This is a genomic window from Providencia sp. PROV188 (assembly GCF_027595165.1).
Lineage (GTDB): Bacteria > Pseudomonadota > Gammaproteobacteria > Enterobacterales > Enterobacteriaceae > Providencia > Providencia lanzhouensis.
Genome location: NZ_CP097291.1, coordinates 2,038,443 through 2,062,412, shown reverse-complemented (window position 1 = coordinate 2,062,412; position 23,970 = coordinate 2,038,443). Strand labels below are relative to the sequence as shown.

Below are 23,970 nucleotides of genomic sequence, written 5' to 3'. Positions count from 1 at the left end.
AGTATCAAGCTCTTGTTTCAGGCATTTCGAGTGCTTTTAAAAATTCATAAACAGCTAATTGAGCGCGAATTTTGCGCTTATTGCCGCGGGGAACATAATGATTACTGAGTTCTTTGTCAACAAAGCGGGCTTTGACGGTATCACTGAACTGTAATTCGAGGATATCTAAAACCAACTGTTTAAGTCGCGGATCCAGCAAACGAACAGCCACCTCGATACGGTAGTCGATGTTACGGGTCATCCAATCGGCTGAGGAGATAAAGACTTTTTCGTCACCGCCGTTGGTAAAGACATAAACTCGGTCATGCTCTAAGAATCGGTCCACCACACTGGTGACTTGGATATTCTCGCTATAACCTTGTTGCCCTGAGACAAGTGAACACATACCACGTACTAGCAAGCGAATTTTAACGCCCGCATTGGAAGCATCGTAAAGTTTATCGGTCAGTTCTTTATCAACTAAATTATTAATTTTCAGCGTGATGCCGCTAGGTAACCCAGCTTCAGCATTCGCAATTTCTTGGTCAATTAATTCAGTGATTTTGGTGCGTGTATTTTGCGGAGACACCATCAAGTTATCGAAAGTTACAGGGCGATACGGGTTTTCAATAAAGCTAAATACTCGGCGCACTTCATTGGTGATTTGCTCATTACAGGTGAGTAATGAGTAATCGGTGTAGAGACGAGCGGTTTTTTCGTTAAAGTTACCCGTACCGATATGGGCATAGCGAACAATTTGTCCTTCTTCCATGCGGGAGATAATAAATAACTTGGCGTGAATTTTAAGCCCTGGCGCGGAGAAGATAACGTGGACACCCGCTTCAGTCAGGCGTTTTGCCCAGTGAATATTGGCGGCTTCATCAAAACGCGCTTGCAGCTCCACTACCACGGTGACTTTTTTACCGTTGTGGGCGGCGTGGATCACCGAGTCGATGATGCGTGAGTCTTTTGCCACACGGTAAATATTGATTTTGATGGATAACACATTCGGGTCAAACGACGCTTGGCGCAGCAATTCTAATGTGTGCTCAAAGGTGTAATACGGGTAGTAGAGCAACACATCGCGTTCGCGAATGGCATCAAATCCGTTACGGAAATTATCAAACCAACGGTGACGTAAGCGCGGTAGCGGTTTGTTGAGTAAGTTTTTATTTCCTTCATTTGGGAAGTTAATAAAATCTTTAAAGTTATGGTAACGCCCCCCCGCAATCACCGAGTCATCACTTGATAACCCCAGTTTTTCTCGTAGCAGCGCGACCATTTCATCGGGCATATCACGTTGATAAACAAAGCGAACAGGCTCAGCCGTTAAGCGCTGTTTTAACGTGGATGACATAATTTCCAGCAGGCTAGATTCCATCTCCGTGGCGATATCATATTCCGCATCCCGGGTCATTTTCATGGAGTAGGCGTTGAGTTTGTCGTAATCAAAGAAGCCTTTGAAAATTTCATCGAGAGTATAGCGAAGGATATTATCAATCAAAATCATTGACTTGCGGCGCTTTGGCATCTCTGGCGGGAGATTAACAAAACGCGGAACTTTATCCGATGGGATTTCTAATAAAGCGTATTGCACTTCAGCACCATTAATAATTTCAACGGCAAGGTAGGTGTAATCGTCTTTCAGAAATTCCACTAAGTTAGTATCACGATTAATTAAAATTGGCGTGATATGTTGGCGTAAATTTTGGCGAAAATATTGGCGTAACCAAATTTGCTGACGAGGTGAAATTTGACGCTCGTTAATTAAGAATATTTGGTTGCGTGCCATTTCAAGGAGCAGGTCGTTGTAGAGAACGTCGAACTCTTGCTCTTGTTTGGCCACTTTAGATTGAATGCGTTTGAGTAGATGACGTGCACCGCTGGCGGAACCGCGCTCTTCATTGATTAAGATGCGACGTTTTACATCCGCAAAACGGACTTTATAGAACTCATCTAAGTTATTGGAGTAAATGCCCAAAAAACGCATTCGTTCTATAAGAGGGTTCCGCTTATCCGCGGCTTCTTGGAGAACTCGTTCGTTAAAAGAGAGCCAGCTGAGCTCTTTTTCATGATAGAGGCGTTCTTGGGACATTGTTGCTCCGTATTCGACTGGTTAATGCTGATAAAAACCGATTATCACCTTTGACTTCTATTGCGTTATTTACGCGTTTTCAGACTGCTGTTTCATTGCAAAATATTGGTGCTGGAACACACACATACGGATTGCGGTGTGGTAGCGACCATTAACAAAAAATTCATCAATCAGCTCGCCTTCTGTGTGGAAGCCGAGTTTATTATAAATATGGATAGCTTTGACATTTTCTTTATCGACTATCAGATAAAGTTTGTACAAATTGAGCACTGAAAAGGCGTAGTCCATGGCCAGTTTTGCAGCGCGGCTTGCATACCCTTTGCCTTGATAGCGGGGTGCAATAATAATCTGGAATTCAGAACGACGGTGAACATAATCAATTTCAACCAGCTCAACTAAACCGACTTTTTCACTGTCAGATTCGACAATAAAGCGGCGTTCGGATTGGTCATGAATATGCTTATCGTAAAGATCACTGAGCTCAACGAATGCCTCATAAGGCTCTTCGAACCAATAACGCATAATGTTGGCGTTATTGTCCAGCTGGTGGATAAAAGCTAAATCTTCACGCTCAAGTGGGCGCAATCTAAACAGATGAGCTTGCCCGGTCGTCATAAAACACCTCGATTGTTGTTAATTATAAAACTATTTAAGGCGAAAGTATCAACTAGAAAATTAATTACTTAGCGCTGTAATAAGGATACCACTTATTTGCAATAAAATAATGACAGAAAGCAGGGTGAGGGAGAGTTTGTCGAAGATTAGTTTGTTTAAGTGGGAATGATTAGCATGTAGTTAGCGGTACACTGAGATGATTGTGATATTAATCTAGTCAGTGTGGTCGCTTTGTACCATGAGTGGGCGTTGATGAATCGCTCTCAGAGGATAGGCTTTGGTGTTATTTATAAAAATATAGCCATTTCGAATTAGGTGTAGAATACGATAGTATGATGAATATCAAATTGAGAGTTTATTCATGTCCATAGGTATATAAATGATAGATGATATCCGTTACCTGATTGTTTTTGCAAAAATTGTGGAGTCAGGCTCAATTTCAGGAGGGGCAGACGCTTTAGGGCTCACTACTGCAACGGCAAGTACTCATTTATCTAAACTTGAGAAAAACCTTGGAAGTGCATTGTTATATCGAAATACCCGAAAACTCTCTCTAACTCATGATGGTGCCAAATTACTTGAGACAGCAAATTCCATGCTTGAGTTGTATGAAAAGGGATTTATTGAGTTTAAGCAACGTGCCATTTCAACAACAAATAAGTTGAATATTTCTATTCCCGCTGTTTTTCTAAATAGTGATTTTACTCATCATCTTGCCGATTTTATAAAAGAATATTCAGATGTTTGCCTGAATATTTCTTATAGTGATACACGCAAAGACATCATTGCGGACAGTATTGATGTTGCATTTCGGATTGGGGAACTTCCGGACAGTTCACTCAAATCTCGACATCTTTTTGTATTGCCTAGACAAGTTGTAGCATCTAAGCGATTTCTCAGAAATTACAAGCCAGTAAACCATCCTAAGGACTTAGAAAAAATGCCTTGGATTGGTTTAACTATGCGGCAGAGTATTCGAGAATTTAAGCACAAAAATGGGGAGGTAGCTTTAATTAAGTACACACCAACTGTTAATGTCGATAATGTTGAGGCTGCCTACGCCCTTGCAAAACAGCAAGTGGGTCTAACCGCACCTCCCCTCTATCTCTGCAGAGGAGACATTAAACGTGAAGAGATGCAAGAGGTACTCCCTGAGTGGTCATTAGAGCCGCTTAAAGTTTATGCAATTTGGCCTCCCAATATATCGACTAGCAGTATTGCTTACACATTGATTAATAAGCTTTATAATGCGTTTGAGTCTCATCAATTGGATTGATTGAATTGTTGAATGATTAGCGTATTAATGGAAACTGACAATTTGAGTTATTGGGAATAAAGCAGATAGCATGCTGTAATAATTAATGTTCCCCCCATCAAAAAATTAAAAATGCGAATTCTCTGGGTGCTATTCAGTAATATTGAAACTTTGTCCCCAAGAATAGCCCATGCAGTCAACGAGAAATAACACACGAGAAAGTAGATCATGATAAAGGTTATTAGTGTAGTTTGCGTTGATGGTTCAGAGAACAAGGCAATCCCTGAAGCGCAAGCTATCCAAGCTTTGGGATTGAGCCATTGAAGCAAAAAACCGTGGGTAAAACTTGGGATATCAACTTTATTCAAAGTTAACTCAGGCTGAGATGAGGCAATTTTATAACCGATATATATTATAAACGCTGATCCAGTAATATTGAGGTATTTGAGGAACAGTGGATGCTTATCGATGACTGTGTAGAAACCAAATCCGATAAATATAAGCAATAACGTAAATCCGATTGTGGCGCCTGAAACAAATGGGAGAGTTCTTCTAACGCCATGGCTTGCCGCTGAAGAGACAATGACCATATTGACAGGACCTGGTGAAATTGACATCGTTAAGGAAAACATAAACATAGTAAAGATTAGAATCATTTTCTCTCCGCGTTCTTATTAACGCACAATAAAAAATATACCGAATTTTTATTACCCGGTTGAGTTTCTGTAGTCTTTATAGGTTATAGAAATAAAAACGCTAAATTAAGTCGGTTTTCTTTAAAGGTGTATTTGATTTTTCCACATTATCGTTTCATGTATCGATCAGACAATACCATCGTATTTTCAGGGGGTTGAAAAGCAAGGTCTTATCATTCGCTTTACGTGCTCACTTTATGCGCAGAACCAAGCCATAATTACGTTTGCTCCTACGAGATGTTTTGATGGTTTCAAAATAAACACATATGGTATACCATATGTGTTTGGTGTGCTAAACGGAGTAAACAATGCTACAACCTGTTCAGCTTTTTAAAATCTTATCGGATGAAACTCGTCTCACCATTGTTATGCTTCTCCGGGAATCGGGTGAACTGTGCGTATGCGATATATGTGCGGTTACTACTGAATCACAGCCTAAAATTTCTCGCCATATGGCTATCCTGCGTGAGGCTGGGCTGGTGCTAGATCGTCGAGAAGGTAAATGGATTCACTATCGTCTCTCACCTCACATTCCCGCATGGGCGAGTGAAACAATAACGACGGCATGGCACTGCTTGCGCGATGATATACGTGAACGCTTGAAAAAATCCGTATGTACGTCTTGCTGATAAGTTTAATTATATGCGCATAAACATATATAAAGGAGTCTGGAAATGTTTCTTGCTGGAAGCATCTTTATACTGACGTTGGTTCTAGTCATCTGGCAACCAAGAGGACTCAGTATTGGCTGGAGTGCAAGTATTGGAGCGGCGCTTGCTTTGGGAACGGGGGTGATCCAATTTGATGATATTCCCGTCGTCTGGCATATCGTCTGGAATGCTACAGCAGCATTCATTGCGATCATCATCATCAGCTTGCTGCTAGATGAATCTGGTTTCTTTGAATGGGCTGCATTGCATGTTTCCCGCTGGGGAAACGGGCGCGGTCGTCTGCTGTTTACCTGGATTGTTCTGCTTGGCGCCGCGGTTGCTGCACTGTTTGCAAACGATGGTGCTGCATTGATATTAACACCGATTGTGATTGCAATGTTACTCGCTCTGGGGTTCAGTCAGGGAACAACACTGGCATTTGTCATGGCGGCAGGATTCATCGCTGATACCGCTAGCTTACCTCTGATTGTCTCTAACCTAGTCAATATTGTTTCAGCAGATTTCTTCGGTCTGGGCTTTACGCAGTATGCTTCCGTGATGGTTCCTGTGAATTTGGCGGCTATTGCTGCCACGCTGGTTATGCTGCATCTCTTCTTTCGTCGTGATATCCCTGCCAGATATGACGTTTCCTTGCTGAGAATCCCTAGTAGTGCGATTAAGGATCCTGCAACGTTTAGGGCTGGCTGGGTTGTTCTGCTGTTCCTGCTAGTTGGTTTTTTTGTTCTGGAGCCACTGGGGATCCCTGTCAGCGCGATAGCAGCTATTGGCGCAGTGGTATTGCTAGTGGTAGCCAAGAGGGGAGATGCCATTAATACTGGGAAAGTGCTTCGTGGTGCGCCTTGGCAGATCGTGATTTTTTCTCTGGGTATGTATTTGGTTGTCTATGGTCTACGTAATGCTGGACTCACTGACTATCTTTCTTCCGTACTCAATATACTGGCGGATAAAGGCTTATGGGCTGCGACATTCGGTACTGGCTTCCTGACCGCCTTCTTATCGTCGATGATGAATAATATGCCGACGGTGCTGATTGGAGCGCTGTCGATAGACGGGAGTGCTGCAACTGGTGTCATCAAGGAGGCAATGATTTACGCCAATGTGATTGGTTGCGACTTAGGCCCCAAAATTACCCCGATAGGCAGTCTTGCTACACTGTTATGGCTTCATGTACTGGCTCAGAAAAATATGACAATCACGTGGGGGTATTATTTCCGTACCGGCATTATCATGACCCTACCAGTGTTATTTTTTACTCTGGTCGCGCTAGCGTGGCGGCTATCTATCACTTTGTAATGAGATATTGATATGAGCAACATTACTATTTATCACAATCCAGCCTGCGGCACTTCACGTAATACACTAGAGATGATACGTAACAGCGGTAATGAACCAACGATTATTTACTATCTTGATGCGCCGCCAACCCGCGATGAACTTATTAAACTAATTTCAGATATGGGAATTTCTGTGCGTGCATTGCTGCGTAAAAACGTTGAACCTTATGAGAAATTGGGTCTTGATGAAGACAAATTCTCTGATGAGCAGTTGATTGATTTTATGCTTCAGCATCCTATTCTGATTAATCGACCAATTGTAATTACGTCGCTTGGTACACGTCTTTGTCGTCCCTCAGAAGTTGTGCTGGATATTCTACCTGAAGCTCAGAAAGGTTCTTTTACTAAAGAGGATGGTGAAAGGGTTATAGATGAAACAGGGAAACGAGTGAAATAATTTTTCGAATTAATATTATCGGGTGTCTGTTTATTTCACACTGACGCCCGCTTTCCGATCAAAACTACTTCTCGGGTTGCCTGACAAAACATTTCTTACAAAGGGCAAATGGCTGGGATTGTATTACTCGCTCAGACCTGCCAACCAAATCTGAGCGAATACATTTAAACTTACCTAACTGCGCATTAATTTGCTTGATAACCTGTCGCTGATAGCGGCTGGCCATCAAGCAGGGCTTTACCGTCTTGCATCACGAGGCGACCCGAAACAAACCACGCAATAACTTGAGGATAAATCAGGTGCTCTTGGAGTTTAACGCGTTCAACCAAATCGTCTTCAGTATCTTGCGGTAAAACCGGCACATGTCCCTGTAAAATAATCGGACCGCCATCGAGCTCTTCAGTGACAAAATGCACGGAAGTGCCGTGTTCTTTATCGCCGTTCTCAAGTGCGCGTCGATGAGTATGTAACCCCGGATATTTAGGCAGTAAAGAAGGGTGGATATTCAGCATTTTTCCTGTGAAATGTTTCACAAACTCAGGGGTTAAAATACGCATGAACCCCGCCAAGACCACTAAATCCGGTTGATACTGCTCGATAGCTTCTAACAGTGCAGCATCGTAGGCTTGGCGGTCGGCGAACGCTTTTGAGCTAACACAAAGGGCTGGAATACCAGCCTCTTGTGCGCGAACCAAACCGTAAGCATCACTTTTATTACTGACCACTGCGACGATTTGTCCATCGATTTCATTGCGTTGGCAGGCATCAATTATTGATTGCAAATTACTGCCACTGCCTGAAATCAAAACAACGATGTTTTTCATTAGCGGATAACAACCTGCTCTTCACCCGCAGGTAATTCGCCAATTGTCCCGATCTGCCAAGCATTTTCGCCTAATGTCGTCAGCAGTTTTAATGCGGACTCAACTTCGGTTTGAGGCAGAGCGATGATGATACCGACGCCGCAGTTAAATGTACGATACATTTCGTGAGTGGTGACATCACCTGCTTGTTGAAGCCATTCGAATACCGCAGGCCATTCCCAGCTGTTGCCATCAATGATGGCTTGGGTGTTGTCAGGTAAAACGCGAGGAATATTTTCCCAGAAGCCGCCGCCAGTAATGTGTGCAATGGCATGAATGTCGTTTTTAGCGATCAATTCTAAGACATTTTTAACATAGATACGCGTTGGTTCTAACAGGTGGTCAGCAAGCGGTTTGCCCGCTAATTGCGTGGTTTCTGGATTGGTTTTGCTGACTTCCAGAATTTTACGCACCAATGAGTAACCGTTAGAGTGAGGACCGCTTGAGGCTAACGCGATCAGCGCGTCGCCCGCACTGACTTTTGTGCCATCAATAATTTCAGAGCGCTCAACGACACCCACACAGAAGCCAGCAACATCATAATCTTCGCCGTGGTACATGCCTGGCATTTCAGCGGTTTCACCACCGACTAATGCACAGCCAGACTGCTTACAGCCTTCCGCGATACCCGTGATAACACTTGCAGCGGTATCCACATCCAGCTTACCGGTTGCATAATAGTCTAAGAAAAACAGTGGTTCAGCACCTTGGACAATCAGGTCGTTGACGCACATAGCGACTAAATCGATACCGATGGATTCATGACGTTTTAAGTCCATCGCGAGGCGTAGTTTAGTTCCCACACCGTCAGTGCCTGAGACTAAAACAGGCTCACGGTATTTTTGTGGTAGGGCACACAGTGCGCCGAACCCTCCCAATCCTCCCATCACTTCTGGACGGCGAGTCTCTTTCACCACACCTTTGATTCGTTCAACCAATGCGTTACCTGCATCAATATCAACACCGGCATCTTTATAGCTGAGAGAGGTTTTATCAGTCACTACGGCCCCCAAGGCAATTGCATTTTGGAAAAGATAACTTCATTTGCCGATATTCTATCAGGCTCCGCAAACGTTTGCGATAGCTTTCTGACTGAAATATTTGATGCAATAAATCGTGATGTCGTGACGCAAAGCGCATGATTTTATTCGCTGCCTACACCATAAAAAATATTATGTGTATACTAATTCAGCAAATAACGCCTGATTGATGATTGTTTGACCTTAATCAAGATGATACTAGTGGCATTGAGGGAAAAAAGCGGTATAATCCCGCGATTTTTTTGTCCGGTGACGTTTTAAAAAAGTAGGAGAAACCCATGAAGATCGTTGAGGTAAAACACCCTCTCGTTAAACATAAACTCGGCCTGATGCGAGATCATGACATAAGCACTAAGCGCTTTCGTGAACTGGCCTCAGAGGTTGGTAGCCTACTGACTTATGAAGCGACCGCTGACCTAGAAACTGAAAAAGTAACAATTGATGGTTGGTGTGGTCCTGTAGAAATTGAACAAATTAAAGGTAAAAAAATCACTGTAGTCCCTATCCTGCGTGCGGGTATTGGTATGATGAATGGCGTATTGGAAAGTATCCCAAGTGCACGTATCAGCGTAGTGGGTATTTACCGTGATGAAGAAACGTTACAACCTGTCCCTTATTTCCAAAAATTAGTTTCTAACATTGATGAGCGCATGGCGCTGATTGTAGACCCAATGTTAGCAACTGGTGGTTCTATGATTGCAACCATCGATCTTCTGAAAAAATCCGGCTGTAATTCAATTAAAGTCTTAGTTTTAGTTGCTGCACCGGAAGGTATTGCTGCATTAGAAGCAGCGCACCCAGACGTTGAACTTTACACGGCTTCAATTGACCAACACTTAAATGAAGAAGGTTACATTGTTCCGGGTCTAGGAGACGCGGGCGATAAGATATTTGGTACTAAATAATAATGAAGCCGACTGAAGAGTCGGCTTTTTTTTGATAAAAAAAAGAATATTCACGACGCATAAGAGGATGACGAGCATGACACGCCGCACGATAAGTGTTGAAGAAAGACCACCATTACTACAAACCATTCCATTAAGCTTTCAACATTTGTTTGCCATGTTTGGGGCAACGGTTATTGTTCCTATTTTGTTTGGCGTGAACCCGGCAACGATTTTATTATTCAACGGGATCGGTACGCTGCTGTATTTATTTATCTGTAAGGGCAAAATCCCAGCTTATTTAGGATCGAGCTTCGCCTTTATTTCTCCGGTATTAATTTTACTGCCTCTTGGGTATGAGCTAGCGCTTGGCGGGTTTATTATCTGTGGGGTGCTGTTCTGTATCGTAGCGTTGATTGTCAAAGTGGCGGGGCGCGGCTGGATCAATGTGATGTTCCCACCCGCAGCGATGGGGGCGATTGTCGCGGTTATCGGTCTGGAACTAGCGCAAACGGCAGCGGGTATGGCGGGCTTATTACCTAAAGAAGGCGCCGCGGTTGATTCAAACACCTTAATTATCTCGATCACCACATTGTCGGTCACTATCTTGTGTGCCGTGGTTTTCCGTGGATTTTTATCGATTATCCCAATCTTAATTGGCTTCCTCTCAGGTTACGCACTTTCCTACTTTATGGGGATTGTTGACTTTACACCGGTTATCGAAGCGCCATGGTTTGCCATTCCGACTTTCTATACACCGCGTTTTGAGTGGTTTGCGATTTTAACCATCCTGCCTGCGGCGTTAGTGGTCATTGCGGAACACGTTGGACACTTAGTGGTGACAGCGAATATCGTTGAGCGCGACTTAATGAAAAACCCTGGCTTACATCGTTCTATGTTCGCAAACGGTTTCTCTACTGTGTTATCGGGTTTCTTTGGCTCGACACCAAATACCACGTACGGTGAAAACATCGGCGTGATGGCGATTACTAAGGTCTACAGTACGTGGGTCATCGGTGGTGCGGCAATTATCGCTATCTTACTCTCTTGCGTGGGCAAATTAGCGGCTGCGATTCAATTAGTGCCAGTACCTGTTATGGGGGGTGTTTCACTGTTACTGTACGGCGTAATCGGAGCTTCGGGTATTCGTGTTCTGATTGATTCGAAAGTGGATTATAACAAACCACAAAACCTGATTTTAACCTCAGTAATTTTAATCATCGGTGTGAGTGGTGCAGTGATCCACATTGGTCAAGCTGAACTGAAAGGGATGGCATTGGCGACAATCGTCGGTATTCTGATGGCGCTGTTGTTCCGCTTTATTACCTTTGTTCGTCCAGAAAAACAGTTTGTGACTTCTGAAGTGAAAGTCTTAGACGAAAATAAAAAATGAGTCACGATTAACTAAAATAGATTGCCGGAGTGGCTAAAGCTCCGGCAATTAACCGCCAGGCTGTTCATCTCTTCTTGTTATTTATGATAAACTCAATGGCGTTAATTGAACTGCACAATCAGAGGCGCTTCTGAATACACCATCTCAACTCTCATTACCACTTTCTCTTCCTGATGATGAAACCTTTGCTAGCTTCTATGCAGGGGAAAATGAGGGATTACTCTCTGCGCTCAAAACGGCGATTAATCAGCCTCATGGTAGTTATATTTATTACTGGTCAAGAGAAGGGGGCGGTAAGAGTCATTTACTGCATGCGGCATGTGCTGAGTTGTCTGAGCAAGGTGTTGCTGTGGGTTATGTGCCACTGGATAAACGCGCTTACTTTGTACCTGATGTGCTTGAAGGTATGGAACATCTTTCTCTGGTCTGTATTGATAATATTCAATGCATCGCGGGAGATGAAGAGTGGGAAATGGCCATCTTCAATCTGTATAACCGTATTTTAGAAATTGGTCGAACGTGTTTACTGATCACCGGGGATCGCCCACCGCGCCAGATTGACTTGAAGTTGCCGGATTTAGCCTCTCGTCTCGATTGGGGGCAAATTTATAAACTGCACCCTTTAAGTGATGAAGACAAAATTTGTGCGCTGCAATTACGTGCCAGTATTCGTGGATTTGAATTGCCTGAAGACGTTTGTCGGTTTGTATTAAAACGGTTAGACAGAAAGATGGGCACTTTATTTGATATCTTAAATAAGCTTGATCACGCCTCGATTGTCGCTCAGCGTAAAATGACTATTCCTTTCGTTAAAGACATTCTCAAATTATAAAAAATTGGCAGCCCATCGACTGCCAATTTATTGTCTGCCAAATAGCCTGCTTATAAAATTTCCAGCACTTGCTCTGGTGGTCGACCCAACTTGGCTTTTTTACCTTTCACCACAATCGGGCGCTCAATTAACTTTGGATTATCATGCATGGCTTGAATAAGCTGCGCTTGAGTGACGCTGTTATCCGCTAATTTCAATTCTTTATAGATATCTTCTTTGGTGCGCATTAATTGGCGCGCATCGGTAAATCCAAGCATCTTCAGCAATTTTTCAATCTCAGCGATTGAAGGTGGCGTCGTTAAATATTCAACCACCGTCGGCGTGATGCCTTTTTCTTGCAATAAAGCCAGTGTTTCACGGCTCTTGGAGCAGCGAGGGTTGTGATAAATTTTAATTGAATCCGTCATTATCTTTATTCCTTACGGTTTTGCGTTGCTATCGCGCTCTTTTAATCGAGTAAGTTCATCGATTCGCGCATCAAAACGTTGTTGTTCATAACTGCCTAAACGGCTTTTACGGCTCGCTTCGCTTAAATAATTGATGGCAGTATCATAGTTGCCGCGCAGTGCCATACCTTCGGCATACGCCGCCAGTTCTGCATTACGATCCCCCAGTTTTGCGGAGGCTTCGGCAAGCAGATCCCAGCCAATTGGGTCGTCTGGGTAATCAAATGTATATTTATTCAATAAATTAGTGGCATCTTTATACTGTCCATTGCTGACATACGCATTCGCAAGGTTGACAATAAATACCGTATTTTTTGGTGATTTTTTTAATGCATCTTGCAAACGTGCGACCGCTTTACCGACTTGTTTTTGCTCAATATCGATATCGGTCATGGAATCGATAAACCATGGGTTATCCGGCTGTTTGGCTAACAATTCAGAAATAATCACGCCCGCTTCGCTGTATTTTTTATCTTGAGATAACAATAATGCTTTACCGTACTTCGCGGCCATTTGCTCTTGAGCATTACCTTTACTGTAGTTTTCGATGATTTGGTCCAGCGCATTGCGTTGATCCGCAGGGCTGTACATAGACAAAATACGAACGCGTGCCAACATAAAGTCTAATGAAGATGGGGCATGGACTTTCGGATATTGGTTTGAACGGTTACGGGCATCGGCTAAACGGCTGTCTGGTAAGGGGTGAGTCAGCAAAATTTCTGGCGGTTTAGACATATAGCGGGTTTGGTCAGACATGATTTGCATAAAATCAGCCATGGCATGAGGGTCAAACCCAGAACGACGCAATGTTTGCAGACCAATACGGTCAGCTTCTTGTTCATTGGCTTGTGTAAAGCTGATCATCCCTTGCTGCATTCCCGCGAATGTCCCCGTTAATGCGGCAAAACCGGCTTGCGGGTTCGCCATCACCAGTAATAGAGAACCGATAGTCCCCGCGATAGCTAACGGTGTTGTGGCTTTCTGGTCTTCCATCATTCGCGCCAGATGGCGCTGGGTGACGTGAGAGATTTCGTGCGCCATAACGGAAGCAAGCTGGCTCTCATTTTGGCTATAACGAAATAGCGCAGAGTGAAGAACCACGTTACCGCCAAAATAGGCGTAAGCGTTAATATTCGGGTTATTGACTAGGTAAAACTTAAATGGCGTTTTGACAGAATCGGCATTCGTCACTAAACGTTGCCCCAGCTTATTCACATACTGAGTTAGTAAGGGGTCATAAATAAGAGGAGTACTTCCTCGAATTTGACGAGTGATGGCATCACCCATAATGATTTCTTGGTTAATGCTGAGAGTACCTCCCGCGGTTGTACCGATATCGGGTAGGGTATCTTCAACAGCACTATAGGCAGGTAATACAGCACCATGGATAAGTGCGGACATCAGGATAGCGAGCAGTGGATATTTCAATTTTTTAGTCATAGTGCATATCTTCACTTATTACCTACAGAAAATACGAATTAATTGGGAGATATGATAGCAAAAGCTATCGTAAAATCTGTTATTCGGTATAATTTTCTTTAATTTAGGAACTGTCTTTGTTTTACATTCCCAGGAGCCAATGAATGTTAGAAATGTTTTTACAATGGTACCGTCGGCGTTTTGCTGACCCGCAAGCAGTTGCCTTGTTTAGTTTGCTGGTTATTGGCTTTCTGGTCATCTTTTTTTTCAGCAGTATACTGGCTCCATTATTAGTCGCAATTGTCTTAGCATATTTACTTGAATGGCCAACACATTTACTCCAACGACTTGGTTTATCCCGCGTTTTAGCGGTTAGCATCATTTTGACCTTGTTTGCTGGAATAAGTGCCATGGTGATCTTAATTATTGCTCCTACAGCGTGGCAACAAGGGATCAACCTCGTGGCGGATTTACCTAACATGGTTAATCGCTTTAGCGAGTTTGCTCGCCGATTACCGGAGCAATATCCTGCACTCGTTGATGCTGGCATCATTGATATGATGGCAGATAATGTGCGCAGTAGGTTGTCAGTTGTTGCTGAGTCTGTGGTGAAAGCGTCAGTCGCTTCATTAATTGGTATTTTTACGTTAGCCGTCTATCTGGTTTTAGTGCCATTGATGATGTTTTTCTTATTAAAAGATAAAGAAAGGATCACCAAAAGCTTTGTTAAACTTCTTCCAAAAAATCGCCAGTTAGTGAGTAAAGTCTGGTTGGAAATGAATCAACAAATTACCAACTATTTACGTGGTAAAGTCACGGAAATGGTGATTGTTGGCGTCTGTACCTATATTGGTTTTGCCTATTTTGATTTGCGTTACTCAGTGCTGTTATCGGTATTGGTTGGCGTTTCTGTTTTGATCCCGTACATCGGTGCAGTGGCAGCCACCATTCCGGTGGTTTTAGTCGCACTATTCCAATGGGGTATAGGTACTGAGTTCTGGTCACTGTTTATTGTTTATCTGGTGATCCAAGGGCTAGACAGTAACATCGTTGTGCCGCTGTTGTACTCAGAAGCCGTGAACTTACACCCACTCGTGATTATCTTGTCGGTGGTGATTTTTGGTGGTTTATGGGGATTCTGGGGCGTATTTTTTGCGATCCCGCTCGCAACCTTAATCAAAGCGGTAATTAACGCGTGGCCACAAGATTTGAGTGATAGTGAAACAATAGAAAAAACAGAAGGCTAAAAGAGCCAATAAGAAAAAAGGGTTGCAAAATAAGCAACCCTTTTTAGTGATTAGGTTTTAATCACTATGTATCAGTATTAGGCGTTAGCGTTGATGTACGCTAATACGATTTCATGGTGATTACTGGTTTTAAAATCGTCAAATACGTGCTCGATGGTACCATTTGCATCGACAAGGAAACTAATGCGGTGGATACCGTCATAAGTTTTACCCATAAATTGTTTTTCACCCCACACACCAAATTGTTCACAAATTTGATGATCTTCATCGGATAACAGTGTGAAGTTTAATAACTCTTTTTCAGCGAAACGAGCCAATTTTTCTGGTTTGTCTGTACTAATACCTAAAACTTCGACACCTTTTGCTTTTAGTGTATCCATCTCATCACGCAGTCCACATGCTTGAACTGTACAGCCTGGTGTCATCGCTTTAGGATAAAAGTAAACTAATACGCGTTGACCCTGGAAATCAGAAAGATTGATGATTTCACCATCTTGGTCAGGAAGGCTAAATTGAGGTGCCTTATCACCGGCTTTCAATGGGTTCATTACATATATCTCCGTTAACTCTGCATTTTGGGGTTGTTAACAATACTGATGTTGCCTTTGGCATTTAGCATTGTACATAGTTGTTGAAATTTATTCTTTATAATTATGCCATTATCATCCAGTGGGTCATGGGCTGTAATTTGAATTTCCAATTGAGCCGGTTGAGTATCATTTGCAGGCTGTGTTTTAGAAATTAATTCTGCGATGTTGCACTGTTGAGTGGTAAACAAATTGGTAAACTGTTCAATAATACGCGGCGCATCGTCCACCATCACATTCACAGTTACAGTAGACGGATAGTAGGTTTTTTGTACACTATGCGTGCGTTTCATAACAATCAGCAAATCTAACTCAGCCCCTTTAGTCGGTAAAATCGCTTCTAGAAGCGTGATAGCATTCCAACTGCCGGATAACATCATTATAAAAGTAAATTCCTCGCCAAACATAGCGAGTCGACTATCCTCAATATTACAATCACATTCACTGACAAGGCGTGTAATTGTATTCACAATGCCCGGACGATCTGTTCCCAGCGCAGTAATAACAAGAAATTGCGGTTCAGTCTTAGGCAAAGTATCTTCCTTATTTTGACTAAATTTAGGTCAATGATATTGACTCAGGATGGTGGTAAGGAAACCATAAAATTGTGAATCTGCCAAGTGGGGCGATTCACTCTTGCGACAAATATGGCTGAATTATTACTTCTATTTAAGTTAATGTCATCGGCATTAACAAAATTCATTAAAATCTTGCGTTTGGGTGGTTTTCTTCTGTGAAATGAAAACGTAACATGGAAACTCACTATTTAGGGGGCATTGCGATGGCTAATCAAAACGTAAACTACAAAGACTTTTTACAAGGCAGTATTGTTGCTGTGATCACACCAATGGATTCAGCGGGTAACGTTGATAGAAAAAGCTTGAAACAACTGGTGGATTACCATGTCGCAAACAAAACCTCTGCGATTGTGTCAGTGGGAACAACGGGGGAATCAGCAACATTAAACCATAAAGAGCATGTTGATGTAGTGAAAGCGACGCTTGAGTTAGCTGATGGACGTATCCCAATTATTGCGGGAACAGGTGCAAATGCAACCGCAGAAGCGATTTCACTAACAAATGAGTTTGAAAACAGTGGTGTAGTTGCGTGCCTAACAGTAACACCTTATTATAATAGACCGTCACAAGAAGGTTTATATCAGCATTTTAAAGCTATTTCAGAAAACACCAGCTTGCCACAAGTTCTCTATAATGTACCATCGCGCACTGGATGTGATTTATTACCTGAAACTGTGGGCCGCTTGGCGAAATTGGCGAATATTGTGGCAATTAAAGAAGCCACAGGGAACTTAGCACGGGTTCATCAAATCAAAGAGTTGGTTGATGACCATTTTGTTCTACTTTCTGGCGATGATGCGACCGCACTTGATTTTATGCAACTCGGTGGAAAGGGCGTCATTTCGGTCACCTCCAACGTCGCGGCTGCGCAGATGGTAAAAATGTGTGACTTAGCGCTTGCGGGCAAATATACTGAGGCCCGTGAATTGAATAAACAGCTGATGGGACTTCATCATCAGTTATTTGTTGAGCCGAATCCAATCCCTGCGAAATGGGCTTGTCATCGTTTAGGTCTTATTGCGGATGATACTTTACGGTTACCAATGACACCGTTAACTGTATCTGGACAGCAAAAGGTTGAAGATGCCTTGAAACTCGCGGGTTTACTGTAAAATTTAGGGAATTTTAATGGCAACATTATTGCAAAAATCGAAGGTTATGAAGGTTGCTGGCCTGTCACTTGTCGTGTTACTGGCAGCCTGCTCCAGCGATCAGCGCTATAAACGTCAGGTTAGTGGTGATGAGGAATATCTTAATGCTGCGCCATTGAAAGTGCTGAATGCGCCGCAGGGGATCACTTTACCAGCAACTAATGGAGAATATGACATTCCTAAAACCACCTCAACAGGGGCGGTTGGGAAAGCGTTAGATATTCGCCCACCAGTACTGACGATTTCACAATTAGCAGGTTCACGCACTGAAAACAGCGCAGAAGCCAGCCGTTTGTTGCTAGATAATACTCCTGAAAATAATGCTTTATGGTCACAAGTGACCATGATTTTAGAACAGCGTGGCATCCCAGTCTCTACGAAGAACGATGGTTCTCGCTCTATCGAAACTGACTGGATTAAATGGGATCGTGCAGACGAAAACGTCCCATTAGAGAGCCGTCATAAAGTCACTGTTCAGCCAGAAAATGGCATGATTGCATTAACAGTGACTAACTTAGGCTTACGCCAAGGTGATGAAACGGTAACAGATGCAGCGGAAATTCAACGCTATAACAAACTGTTATTAAACGATTTAACCGACGCTCTGTACACACTGCGTGATACCTCAAGCAAAAATAGCTTGCAAAGCGCCTATGGCATCATTGATGTTCAAACAGGTAGCAATGACACTGGCTTACCAGTGGTTATCGTTCGTGCACCGTACGATGCAGTTTGGGAGCGTTTACCTCACGCATTAGAAAGTGTTGGTATGAAAGTGGGTGACCGTAGCCGCTCAGCAGGTTCCGTCATGGTGACTTACAAAGGCTTGAGCAGCTCTGAGTGGCAAGCGCTGGGTATTGATGACCCATCGGTACCTGAAGATGACTATAAAGTCCAAGTGGGTGATTTGAATAACCGTAGTAGCCTACAGTTTATCAACACTAAAGGCGTGCCATTAACTCAGAAACAGAATGATGAAATGGTCGCCGCACTGAAAGCCGCTTTCAGTAAAGCACCGACTAAAAAATAAGTTTACATAGCTAACTTATTTGTTCTATCAAGTGAAAACGCCGTCCTATGGGATGGCGTTTTTTTTCGGATAAACTTCAGGCTCTAATGGCTAACAGTGAAAGAAAAGTTATGGATAATAGCGCATCGAAACCAATGGATAGTAGGAATAATATAACGATGCCAAGAAGAATTGCTGGGACAAGCTTTAATGATAATTTACTAAATTCATTAAATAATATTGCTCATACAAGAAGTTTTCTAGAGGAGGGGGCCACTGTTTTTGATTTACCAAATTATGTGGTACCTCAAGGATACCGATTAATGAAATCATGTAAGAAAAACCAATATCGGATGGTGACTACTGGAGAAGAGCTAGAAACGATATATTTGCTAGAATTGAAACTGCGTACGGATATTGTCTTTGGTGAAACCACATGCACGCAAATTAAAGTTTGGCGCACTATATCCCATCTACACCGGAATAATATTGGCGATTTACCTCGAGTATTTTTCATTCATTTACTCGACAATCATAGCATCATGGTAACGGATGAAGAGCATACTCGTGATGGACAGCGCTTCTGGGAAATCATGATTTCTTGGGCATTTTATCAATGCTATTATATTTATGCTTCCGATGGCACGCTCGAAGACAGGCCACTAACGCAAATCCATACTGAATCTGAATTCTTTGAGCAATGGATTAATCAACTTTGGGGTAGAGATATCGACGTATATACCCACAAACTGATTGTAATCAGCAAACATCCATTACTTTAACTACCCATCTGCACATCTATCCTTCATAAAATTCTCGGTGAAACAAATGGACAAAAAATCAGTATTTGCAGCTAAGTAATCGTTTGCGTATGCGAGAGAATTTTATTATCATAATTAGCAGTTAATCATAAAATATTGAATATCAGTTAGTTAGCGCTGTATCAATGTTTTTGGGATAACTGACTGAATCAGAGCAGAAAATTAACAATGAACCCGCTATTTTTAGCGATCTATTCTACTGTTACTTATCTGAATCTGCTGTGCAGGTTGATTTCTATTGAGTGTAATCACATCCCTGGAGTGTTTAAGATGCAAAAGAAAGCTGAGTTGTATCGTGGTAAGGCAAAAACGGTCTATACCACAGAGGATCCAGATTTATTAGTTCTGGAGTTCCGTAATGATACATCAGCACTCGATGGCGAGCGTATCGAACAGTTTGACCGTAAGGGAATGGTTAATAACAAATTTAACCATTTCATCATGACTAAGTTGCAAGAAGCAGGCATTCCTACACAGATGGAAGCCTTATTATCTGACACTGAAGCATTGGTTAAAAAACTGGATATGGTGCCGGTTGAATGCGTTATCCGTAACCGTGCGGCAGGCTCTCTGGTTAAGCGCCTTGGGGTTGAAGAAGGGATGATTTTAAACCCGCCTCTGTTCGACTTATTCCTGAAAGATGACGCTAAGCATGACCCAATGGTGAACGAGTCTTACTGCGAAACGTTTGGTTGGGTGAGCAAAGAAAACTTAGCGAAAATGCGCGAACTGAGCTACAAAGCGAACGATGTTTTAAGCAAGATTTTTGCGGACGCAGGTCTTATCTTAGTCGATTTCAAACTTGAGTTTGGTCTATTTAAAGGTGAAGTTGTGCTGGGTGATGAATTCTCTCCAGACGGTAGCCGTTTGTGGGATAAAGAAACCCTGAACAAAATGGACAAAGACCGTTTCCGTCAAAGCCTTGGTGGCTTGATTGAAGCTTATGAAGAAGTTGCTCGTCGTATCGGCGTTAAACTCGATTAAGTTTCTAAAGCTTCGCTAATATGAAGAATGATAGCCTGCCAACAGCAGGCTATTTTTTTGTCTTCAAATCATGACTGTGCCAGAAATCGCTGAACCCAACGCTCAGCTTGGTTTTCGATAGGTAGATTTAGCTGATGGCTGAGAGAATGCAAAGTTGGGGAAGGTAAAACAGAATCTGGCTGTAACTCAGAGTGGCGTAATACCGTCTCAATATTACCATCTGCCACTAAGCGACCTTGGGATAAATGTAGCGCACGCGCAAAATGGCGAGCCACAAAATCCAAATCATGACTGATCGTGACAACCGTAGCACCCAATTGTTTTTGATAATCGAGCCATTGCTCAAAATACCCTAACCACTGTGTATCGAAATCACGGCTTGGCTCATCTAACAGCAGTAATTTAGGCTGAATAGCGGTTAAACAGGCCACTGCGACCATGCGCCGCTGAGCGGAATGTAAATCAAGCGGGTGTTTATCCGCAACATCTGTTAAATGGCAGAGTGTTAAAGCTCGCTTTAATTTTTCAGCGATATCCGATGAGGATAATTTTTGGCGGCGTAATCCAAACATAATTTCATCTTTCACCGTGCTATGAAAAATCTGTTTTTCAGCCTCTTGGAATAAAATCCCAATCTGCGGAGCGCGTTTTGCTGCTTTCAATCCACTGAGAGGTTGTTGATTAAAATCGATTTCCCCTTGTGAAGGCAGCAATAAACCGGCCATTAAACGCAATAAGGTGGATTTGCCTGCGCCATTGTCTCCCACCAATGCCACCCATTCCCCAGAGTGAATCGTGAGTGTGAGATCCACAATGGCATGTGCGGTTTTCGGAGTGTATTGAAAGCTTAATTGATTAATTTGCAGCATAACACGCCTCAATACTTTGAATCAGTTGTTGTTCATTGCGAGGCACTGGGGAGTGCCAACTACCACGCTCCATTAATTTCCCGACAACACGCCATGCATCGGGCATATTGATTGTCTGCTGTGCGGGTAAAAATATGGCGTCAATATTCCCTTGAGCAGTAATACTGCCTTGTTCCAGCAACGAAAAATCTTCGCAAAAATGCAGAGCTGGCAGTAAATGCCGTTCGAACAAAATTACACAACAGCCGGTTTGTTCACTGTAATTTTTTAACTGGGTGAGTAATCGATGTGTGGCTGCGGGCGTTAAGCGGCTAAAGGCTTCATCCAAGAGTAATAATCGTGGTTGCATAGCAAGAGCACTCGCCAATACAATGCGCTGAGCTTCTCCGCCAGAGAGTGTTGCAGGGTGACGAGTGCGTAAATTTTGGCTGAATGTTAACTCAAGAGCCTGTTCAACCCGTTGAACGATTTCTTCAGGCGGAAGCCCTAAATTTTCGGAACCAAAAGCTACTTCTTGTTCAACGGTAAACGTACAGCCAGAGAGTTGTAACTGCGGAGATTGTTGCACGAGTTGACGCTCAATAGAGAGTTCAACTAAAGATTGCTCCCCTAATGGTTGAGCAAGGATCATGCCATTACCCGTGATATTTCCGGTTAGCTGCTCAGGCAACCAACCCGCTAATAGTTGGGCTAATGTGGTTTTTCCGCTACCATTTCCGCCTAACACACAATGCCAATTTCCGTGTGATAGAGCCAGGTTAATCTCTGACAGAATAGGTTTCTCGCTGTCTTGAGGCGTAAATGTTAGTTGCTGTAGACTTACCACCCTATTTTCCATCATGTTTACCAACATAGCGCCACCCCTGCTTCAATCACGATTAGTGCTAATAAGCCAAGACGCAATGCATATTGAAGGCGGCTATCCGCAGGTTTATTCAATGTGGTGCGATGGCGAGTGTAGCGAAAACCTCGCATATCAAGGGCTGCACTGCGGACAGTTAGCTCACTGAGTGCTTGGCTCGCCAGGGGAAGTAATAGGGCGGGTAACGTCGTTAATCGTTGCCAAAAGTGGCCATCTAAGGGAACCCCTCGGGCAAGCTGAGCCTCACGAATCGTGGCAAGCTGCTGACGAAGTTGTTCAACAAGTAAAAGTGGACCCGCAAGCACATAGGCAAAGCTGGCCGGGAGGCGACTGGCAAATAGCGCTCGGATAAACCGTTCAGTGGGAACATACTGTAGCCATAACTGAGAGGCACTAATGATGGCGAGCAGACGCAGCCATAAAGCCATGGCTTTTTGCTGCTGAAGGGCTTGTGGCGGTGCGCCTGTTAATAATTCACTTAGCCACCCTCCGTGGATTAGCCAAAGTCCTACCGCCATTGGTAACATTATTCCCGCGATAAATTTCCAGCGATGGAATGATGCTGAGCGCAAGATGACTGCGGCAAGGGTAGCGAAAGCAACGATAACTAATCCCCAGCCTAGCGGTAGCATCAATGTGCTAGCGCTAAACCAGAACCATAAGGCCAATGAAGTAAAAGGGTGCATCCTAACCCCTAGCGAACTTTAGCCATATTCGGGAAAGTACGCTGAACGCGCTCAGGTAAACGGCGGACAAGCAACCAAGCTACAATGGCTGAAATTATCTTATCCGCAATATTGGCGCCTAAAACAGTGATAGCCACAGACTCTAATAAGTTTTCACCGACAGCATGGAAATAAGCCACAAAAAAGTCTGCTCCACTACCAGTGGTTCCTGCAAATAAGTAGGTGCGAATAGGTACCGCAACAATCATCAGTGCGATAGTGATCACCACTCCCGATAAAATAACGCGTGGTAGGGTACGAAAACCGCCGGCACGCGCTAGCAAACCAGCACTTAAGCCGATCATCATCGCGACTGGGGCAAATGCTGCTGCGATAGGCCCAGTTAAAAGACCCCAAAGCAAGTTAGTCGCTAAACCACTAAAGATAGCTGCCCACGGACCTGCGAGCAGCGCACAGATAATCGTGCCAATAGAATCAAGGAAGATAGGCAGTTTTAGCATGGAACTTAACTGCCCAACTACCATGTTGATTGCAATCGAAAAAACAATTAAAGCCAATGTTCGGCTGGAAATGATTGACGAGTTTGCCATGAATTAAATATCCCTAATAAGTTGTAAATTAAAGCTAGAATGAAATCAAAATAGAACAAAAATTAACGAGAAGTGACGACCAATTCTTCATATCCTGAGAGCGCGCAAGGCTCACGGGTAAAGGTTTTGTTTTCCAGTTCGCCAATAATCAATTCGAGGGTAGTTCTGACGGTGCAACCCGGCATCATATGTCCACCGCTCATTTGCCCGTTTTCATCGGAAACCGCCAAATGCAGATGTTCACCCTGAGCATCAAGGGTGCCTATCAGTGACACAATTTCAAATTTACCTGAGGTAAGATGGGTATTTTCCTGCCCAGCAAAACGCAAGGCGACATCGGTCAAGCTACCCACACATCCAGCAATAAATGCGGCTTGCAACTGATGATGTTTGACCTGTTCACGTAAGGTAAGAATGACATCTTCCCCTGGACGTAGACGCAGTGCGATAAAGCGAGCGTTTGAATAAGTGGTTAAATCGTGAGACATAGCCGAGATCCTAGTGAATCGTGTTTATAGATTACGGCAATCTATTATACGAATAGATAAATTGCTGTCTGTTAAAGACATTTTTTTTGGTTTTTTTTAGTGAAACACTCTGTATCTTAAAAAATATTGATCAAGAAGGTCGGAATAGTGGATGAAAAAACAATGGGGAGTATCGAATAT

General features: G+C 43.2%; 26 protein-coding genes. 12 read left to right on the top strand and 14 right to left on the bottom strand.

Features of this window, described 5'->3' with window-relative positions; genetic code table 11:
* Positions 1-4: 4 nt before the first annotated feature.
* Complete coding sequence (ppk1, locus tag M5X66_RS09345) at positions 5-2,074, bottom strand: polyphosphate kinase 1 (protein ID WP_036953204.1); 2,070 nt, start codon at positions 2,072-2,074, stop codon at positions 5-7.
* 69 nt (positions 2,075-2,143) lie between these two features.
* On the bottom strand, positions 2,144-2,689 hold the full coding sequence (gene speG / locus M5X66_RS09340) for a spermidine N1-acetyltransferase (RefSeq protein WP_036953207.1): 546 nt from the start codon (positions 2,687-2,689) through the stop codon (positions 2,144-2,146).
* A gap of 379 nt (positions 2,690-3,068) precedes the next feature.
* On the opposite strand from speG, the gene M5X66_RS09335 reads away from it, so the two are divergent.
* Positions 3,069-3,965 (top strand): LysR family transcriptional regulator, encoded by an 897-nt coding sequence (locus M5X66_RS09335; protein WP_036953210.1) that lies wholly within the window; start codon positions 3,069-3,071, stop codon positions 3,963-3,965.
* 47 nt (positions 3,966-4,012) lie between these two features.
* Here M5X66_RS09335 and M5X66_RS09330 read toward each other — a convergent pair whose 3' ends face one another.
* A complete protein-coding gene (locus M5X66_RS09330; RefSeq protein WP_036953212.1) occupies positions 4,013-4,600 on the bottom strand; it encodes a LysE family translocator in 588 nt (195 codons plus the stop codon).
* A 347-nt stretch (positions 4,601-4,947) separates the two neighbouring features.
* Between M5X66_RS09330 and M5X66_RS09325 the strand changes: the two genes are divergently transcribed.
* Genes M5X66_RS09325 through arsC (M5X66_RS09315) form a run of 3 tightly spaced genes read left to right on the top strand, consistent with a single transcriptional unit; the run spans position 4,948 to position 7,041 of the window.
* Positions 4,948-5,268: a metalloregulator ArsR/SmtB family transcription factor gene (locus M5X66_RS09325; protein WP_036953213.1), complete on the top strand. Its 321-nt coding sequence runs from the start codon at positions 4,948-4,950 to the stop codon at positions 5,266-5,268.
* A gap of 45 nt (positions 5,269-5,313) precedes the next feature.
* On the top strand, positions 5,314-6,603 hold the full coding sequence (locus tag M5X66_RS09320) for an arsenic transporter (RefSeq protein ID WP_270103450.1): 1,290 nt from the start codon (positions 5,314-5,316) through the stop codon (positions 6,601-6,603).
* Positions 6,604-6,615: 12 nt separating this feature from the next.
* Positions 6,616-7,041, top strand: a complete 426-nt coding sequence (gene arsC, locus M5X66_RS09315; protein ID WP_036953217.1) for a glutaredoxin-dependent arsenate reductase — start codon at positions 6,616-6,618, stop codon at positions 7,039-7,041.
* Positions 7,042-7,226: 185 nt separating this feature from the next.
* Here the strand turns inward: arsC (M5X66_RS09315) and purN are convergent, their stop codons facing one another.
* Positions 7,227-7,865, bottom strand: a complete 639-nt coding sequence (purN, locus tag M5X66_RS09310) for a phosphoribosylglycinamide formyltransferase (RefSeq protein ID WP_036953219.1) — start codon at positions 7,863-7,865, stop codon at positions 7,227-7,229.
* Positions 7,865-8,905 (bottom strand): phosphoribosylformylglycinamidine cyclo-ligase, encoded by a 1,041-nt coding sequence (gene purM / locus M5X66_RS09305; protein ID WP_036953221.1) that lies wholly within the window; start codon positions 8,903-8,905, stop codon positions 7,865-7,867. The genes purN and purM overlap by 1 nt, the downstream gene beginning before the upstream one ends.
* Positions 8,906-9,222: 317 nt before the next feature.
* On the opposite strand from purM, the gene upp reads away from it, so the two are divergent.
* The 3 genes from upp to hda all read left to right on the top strand — a co-directional run bounded on the left by upp (position 9,223) and on the right by hda (position 12,053).
* A complete protein-coding gene (gene upp, locus M5X66_RS09300; protein ID WP_036953223.1) occupies positions 9,223-9,849 on the top strand; it encodes a uracil phosphoribosyltransferase in 627 nt (208 codons plus the stop codon).
* Positions 9,850-9,925: 76 nt separating this feature from the next.
* On the top strand, positions 9,926-11,221 hold the full coding sequence (uraA, locus tag M5X66_RS09295; protein ID WP_036953224.1) for a uracil permease: 1,296 nt from the start codon (positions 9,926-9,928) through the stop codon (positions 11,219-11,221).
* 130 nt (positions 11,222-11,351) lie between these two features.
* A complete protein-coding gene (hda, locus tag M5X66_RS09290) occupies positions 11,352-12,053 on the top strand; it encodes a DnaA inactivator Hda (protein WP_036953226.1) in 702 nt (233 codons plus the stop codon).
* A gap of 50 nt (positions 12,054-12,103) precedes the next feature.
* On the opposite strand, the gene arsC (M5X66_RS09285) is transcribed toward hda, so the two are convergent.
* Both arsC (M5X66_RS09285) and M5X66_RS09280 read right to left on the bottom strand, forming a co-directional pair.
* On the bottom strand, positions 12,104-12,460 hold the full coding sequence (gene arsC, locus M5X66_RS09285) for an arsenate reductase (glutaredoxin) (RefSeq protein ID WP_036953228.1): 357 nt from the start codon (positions 12,458-12,460) through the stop codon (positions 12,104-12,106).
* A gap of 12 nt (positions 12,461-12,472) precedes the next feature.
* Positions 12,473-13,939: a beta-barrel assembly-enhancing protease gene (locus M5X66_RS09280; protein WP_036953230.1), complete on the bottom strand. Its 1,467-nt coding sequence runs from the start codon at positions 13,937-13,939 to the stop codon at positions 12,473-12,475.
* 143 nt (positions 13,940-14,082) lie between these two features.
* Here M5X66_RS09280 and M5X66_RS09275 point away from each other — a divergent pair, with 143 nt between their 5' ends.
* The gene (locus M5X66_RS09275) at positions 14,083-15,165 is read left to right on the top strand and encodes an AI-2E family transporter (protein WP_036953232.1); all 1,083 of its coding nucleotides are present in this window, start codon (positions 14,083-14,085) and stop codon (positions 15,163-15,165) included.
* A 77-nt stretch (positions 15,166-15,242) separates the two neighbouring features.
* On the opposite strand, the gene bcp is transcribed toward M5X66_RS09275, so the two are convergent.
* Complete coding sequence (bcp, locus tag M5X66_RS09270; protein ID WP_036953234.1) at positions 15,243-15,713, bottom strand: thioredoxin-dependent thiol peroxidase; 471 nt, start codon at positions 15,711-15,713, stop codon at positions 15,243-15,245.
* Positions 15,714-15,727: 14 nt separating this feature from the next.
* A complete protein-coding gene (locus tag M5X66_RS09265) occupies positions 15,728-16,285 on the bottom strand; it encodes a glycine cleavage system transcriptional repressor (protein WP_036953236.1) in 558 nt (185 codons plus the stop codon).
* Between the two features lie 248 nt (positions 16,286-16,533).
* Between M5X66_RS09265 and dapA the strand changes: the two genes are divergently transcribed.
* From dapA to purC, 4 genes are all read left to right on the top strand, one after another.
* Entirely contained in the window at positions 16,534-17,442 is a 909-nt protein-coding gene (dapA, locus tag M5X66_RS09260; RefSeq protein WP_051422710.1) for a 4-hydroxy-tetrahydrodipicolinate synthase, read from the top strand.
* A gap of 16 nt (positions 17,443-17,458) precedes the next feature.
* The gene (bamC, locus tag M5X66_RS09255; protein WP_036953238.1) at positions 17,459-18,511 is read left to right on the top strand and encodes an outer membrane protein assembly factor BamC; all 1,053 of its coding nucleotides are present in this window, start codon (positions 17,459-17,461) and stop codon (positions 18,509-18,511) included.
* A 302-nt stretch (positions 18,512-18,813) separates the two neighbouring features.
* Positions 18,814-19,272: a hypothetical protein gene (locus M5X66_RS09250; RefSeq protein WP_270103449.1), complete on the top strand. Its 459-nt coding sequence runs from the start codon at positions 18,814-18,816 to the stop codon at positions 19,270-19,272.
* Between the two features lie 309 nt (positions 19,273-19,581).
* On the top strand, positions 19,582-20,295 hold the full coding sequence (gene purC, locus M5X66_RS09245) for a phosphoribosylaminoimidazolesuccinocarboxamide synthase (protein WP_036953240.1): 714 nt from the start codon (positions 19,582-19,584) through the stop codon (positions 20,293-20,295).
* Positions 20,296-20,363: 68 nt separating this feature from the next.
* Here the strand turns inward: purC and M5X66_RS09240 are convergent, their stop codons facing one another.
* From M5X66_RS09240 to M5X66_RS09220, 5 genes are all read right to left on the bottom strand, one after another.
* Positions 20,364-21,164, bottom strand: a complete 801-nt coding sequence (locus M5X66_RS09240) for an energy-coupling factor ABC transporter ATP-binding protein (RefSeq protein WP_270103448.1) — start codon at positions 21,162-21,164, stop codon at positions 20,364-20,366.
* Complete coding sequence (locus M5X66_RS09235; RefSeq protein WP_270103447.1) at positions 21,151-22,017, bottom strand: energy-coupling factor ABC transporter ATP-binding protein; 867 nt, start codon at positions 22,015-22,017, stop codon at positions 21,151-21,153. Before M5X66_RS09235 ends, M5X66_RS09240 begins: the two co-directional genes overlap by 14 nt.
* The gene (locus M5X66_RS09230) at positions 22,008-22,712 is read right to left on the bottom strand and encodes an energy-coupling factor transporter transmembrane component T (RefSeq protein WP_270103446.1); all 705 of its coding nucleotides are present in this window, start codon (positions 22,710-22,712) and stop codon (positions 22,008-22,010) included. The genes M5X66_RS09235 and M5X66_RS09230 overlap by 10 nt, the downstream gene beginning before the upstream one ends.
* Before the next feature lie 8 nt (positions 22,713-22,720).
* Positions 22,721-23,302 carry a membrane protein gene (locus M5X66_RS09225; RefSeq protein ID WP_036953246.1) on the bottom strand — a complete coding sequence of 194 codons (582 nt, stop codon included), beginning with the start codon at positions 23,300-23,302 and terminating at the stop codon, positions 22,721-22,723.
* Positions 23,303-23,364: 62 nt separating this feature from the next.
* A complete protein-coding gene (locus M5X66_RS09220; protein ID WP_036953248.1) occupies positions 23,365-23,790 on the bottom strand; it encodes a PPC domain-containing DNA-binding protein in 426 nt (141 codons plus the stop codon).
* Between the last annotated feature and the right edge of the window lie 180 nt (positions 23,791-23,970).

What these genes read in the sequence shown, in the direction of transcription:
- M5X66_RS09230 (WP_270103446.1), bottom strand. Translation starts at nt 22,712, where the DNA reads ATGCACCCTTTTACTTCATTGGCCTTATGGTTCTGGTTTAGCGCTAGC.
- M5X66_RS09250 (WP_270103449.1), top strand. Translation starts at nt 18,814, where the DNA reads ATGAAATCATGTAAGAAAAACCAATATCGGATGGTGACTACTGGAGAA.
- bamC (WP_036953238.1), top strand. Translation starts at nt 17,459, where the DNA reads ATGGCAACATTATTGCAAAAATCGAAGGTTATGAAGGTTGCTGGCCTG.
- M5X66_RS09280 (WP_036953230.1), bottom strand. Translation starts at nt 13,939, where the DNA reads ATGACTAAAAAATTGAAATATCCACTGCTCGCTATCCTGATGTCCGCA.
- M5X66_RS09275 (WP_036953232.1), top strand. Translation starts at nt 14,083, where the DNA reads ATGTTAGAAATGTTTTTACAATGGTACCGTCGGCGTTTTGCTGACCCG.
- M5X66_RS09330 (WP_036953212.1), bottom strand. Translation starts at nt 4,600, where the DNA reads ATGATTCTAATCTTTACTATGTTTATGTTTTCCTTAACGATGTCAATT.
- dapA (WP_051422710.1), top strand. Translation starts at nt 16,534, where the DNA reads ATGGCTAATCAAAACGTAAACTACAAAGACTTTTTACAAGGCAGTATT.
- speG (WP_036953207.1), bottom strand. Translation starts at nt 2,689, where the DNA reads ATGACGACCGGGCAAGCTCATCTGTTTAGATTGCGCCCACTTGAGCGT.
- M5X66_RS09335 (WP_036953210.1), top strand. Translation starts at nt 3,069, where the DNA reads ATGATAGATGATATCCGTTACCTGATTGTTTTTGCAAAAATTGTGGAG.
- ppk1 (WP_036953204.1), bottom strand. Translation starts at nt 2,074, where the DNA reads ATGTCCCAAGAACGCCTCTATCATGAAAAAGAGCTCAGCTGGCTCTCT.
- upp (WP_036953223.1), top strand. Translation starts at nt 9,223, where the DNA reads ATGAAGATCGTTGAGGTAAAACACCCTCTCGTTAAACATAAACTCGGC.
- M5X66_RS09235 (WP_270103447.1), bottom strand. Translation starts at nt 22,017, where the DNA reads ATGTTGGTAAACATGATGGAAAATAGGGTGGTAAGTCTACAGCAACTA.
- bcp (WP_036953234.1), bottom strand. Translation starts at nt 15,713, where the DNA reads ATGAACCCATTGAAAGCCGGTGATAAGGCACCTCAATTTAGCCTTCCT.
- M5X66_RS09225 (WP_036953246.1), bottom strand. Translation starts at nt 23,302, where the DNA reads ATGGCAAACTCGTCAATCATTTCCAGCCGAACATTGGCTTTAATTGTT.
- arsC (WP_036953228.1), bottom strand. Translation starts at nt 12,460, where the DNA reads ATGACGGATTCAATTAAAATTTATCACAACCCTCGCTGCTCCAAGAGC.
- arsC (WP_036953217.1), top strand. Translation starts at nt 6,616, where the DNA reads ATGAGCAACATTACTATTTATCACAATCCAGCCTGCGGCACTTCACGT.
- M5X66_RS09240 (WP_270103448.1), bottom strand. Translation starts at nt 21,164, where the DNA reads ATGCTGCAAATTAATCAATTAAGCTTTCAATACACTCCGAAAACCGCA.
- purC (WP_036953240.1), top strand. Translation starts at nt 19,582, where the DNA reads ATGCAAAAGAAAGCTGAGTTGTATCGTGGTAAGGCAAAAACGGTCTAT.
- uraA (WP_036953224.1), top strand. Translation starts at nt 9,926, where the DNA reads ATGACACGCCGCACGATAAGTGTTGAAGAAAGACCACCATTACTACAA.
- M5X66_RS09320 (WP_270103450.1), top strand. Translation starts at nt 5,314, where the DNA reads ATGTTTCTTGCTGGAAGCATCTTTATACTGACGTTGGTTCTAGTCATC.
- M5X66_RS09220 (WP_036953248.1), bottom strand. Translation starts at nt 23,790, where the DNA reads ATGTCTCACGATTTAACCACTTATTCAAACGCTCGCTTTATCGCACTG.
- M5X66_RS09325 (WP_036953213.1), top strand. Translation starts at nt 4,948, where the DNA reads ATGCTACAACCTGTTCAGCTTTTTAAAATCTTATCGGATGAAACTCGT.
- purN (WP_036953219.1), bottom strand. Translation starts at nt 7,865, where the DNA reads ATGAAAAACATCGTTGTTTTGATTTCAGGCAGTGGCAGTAATTTGCAA.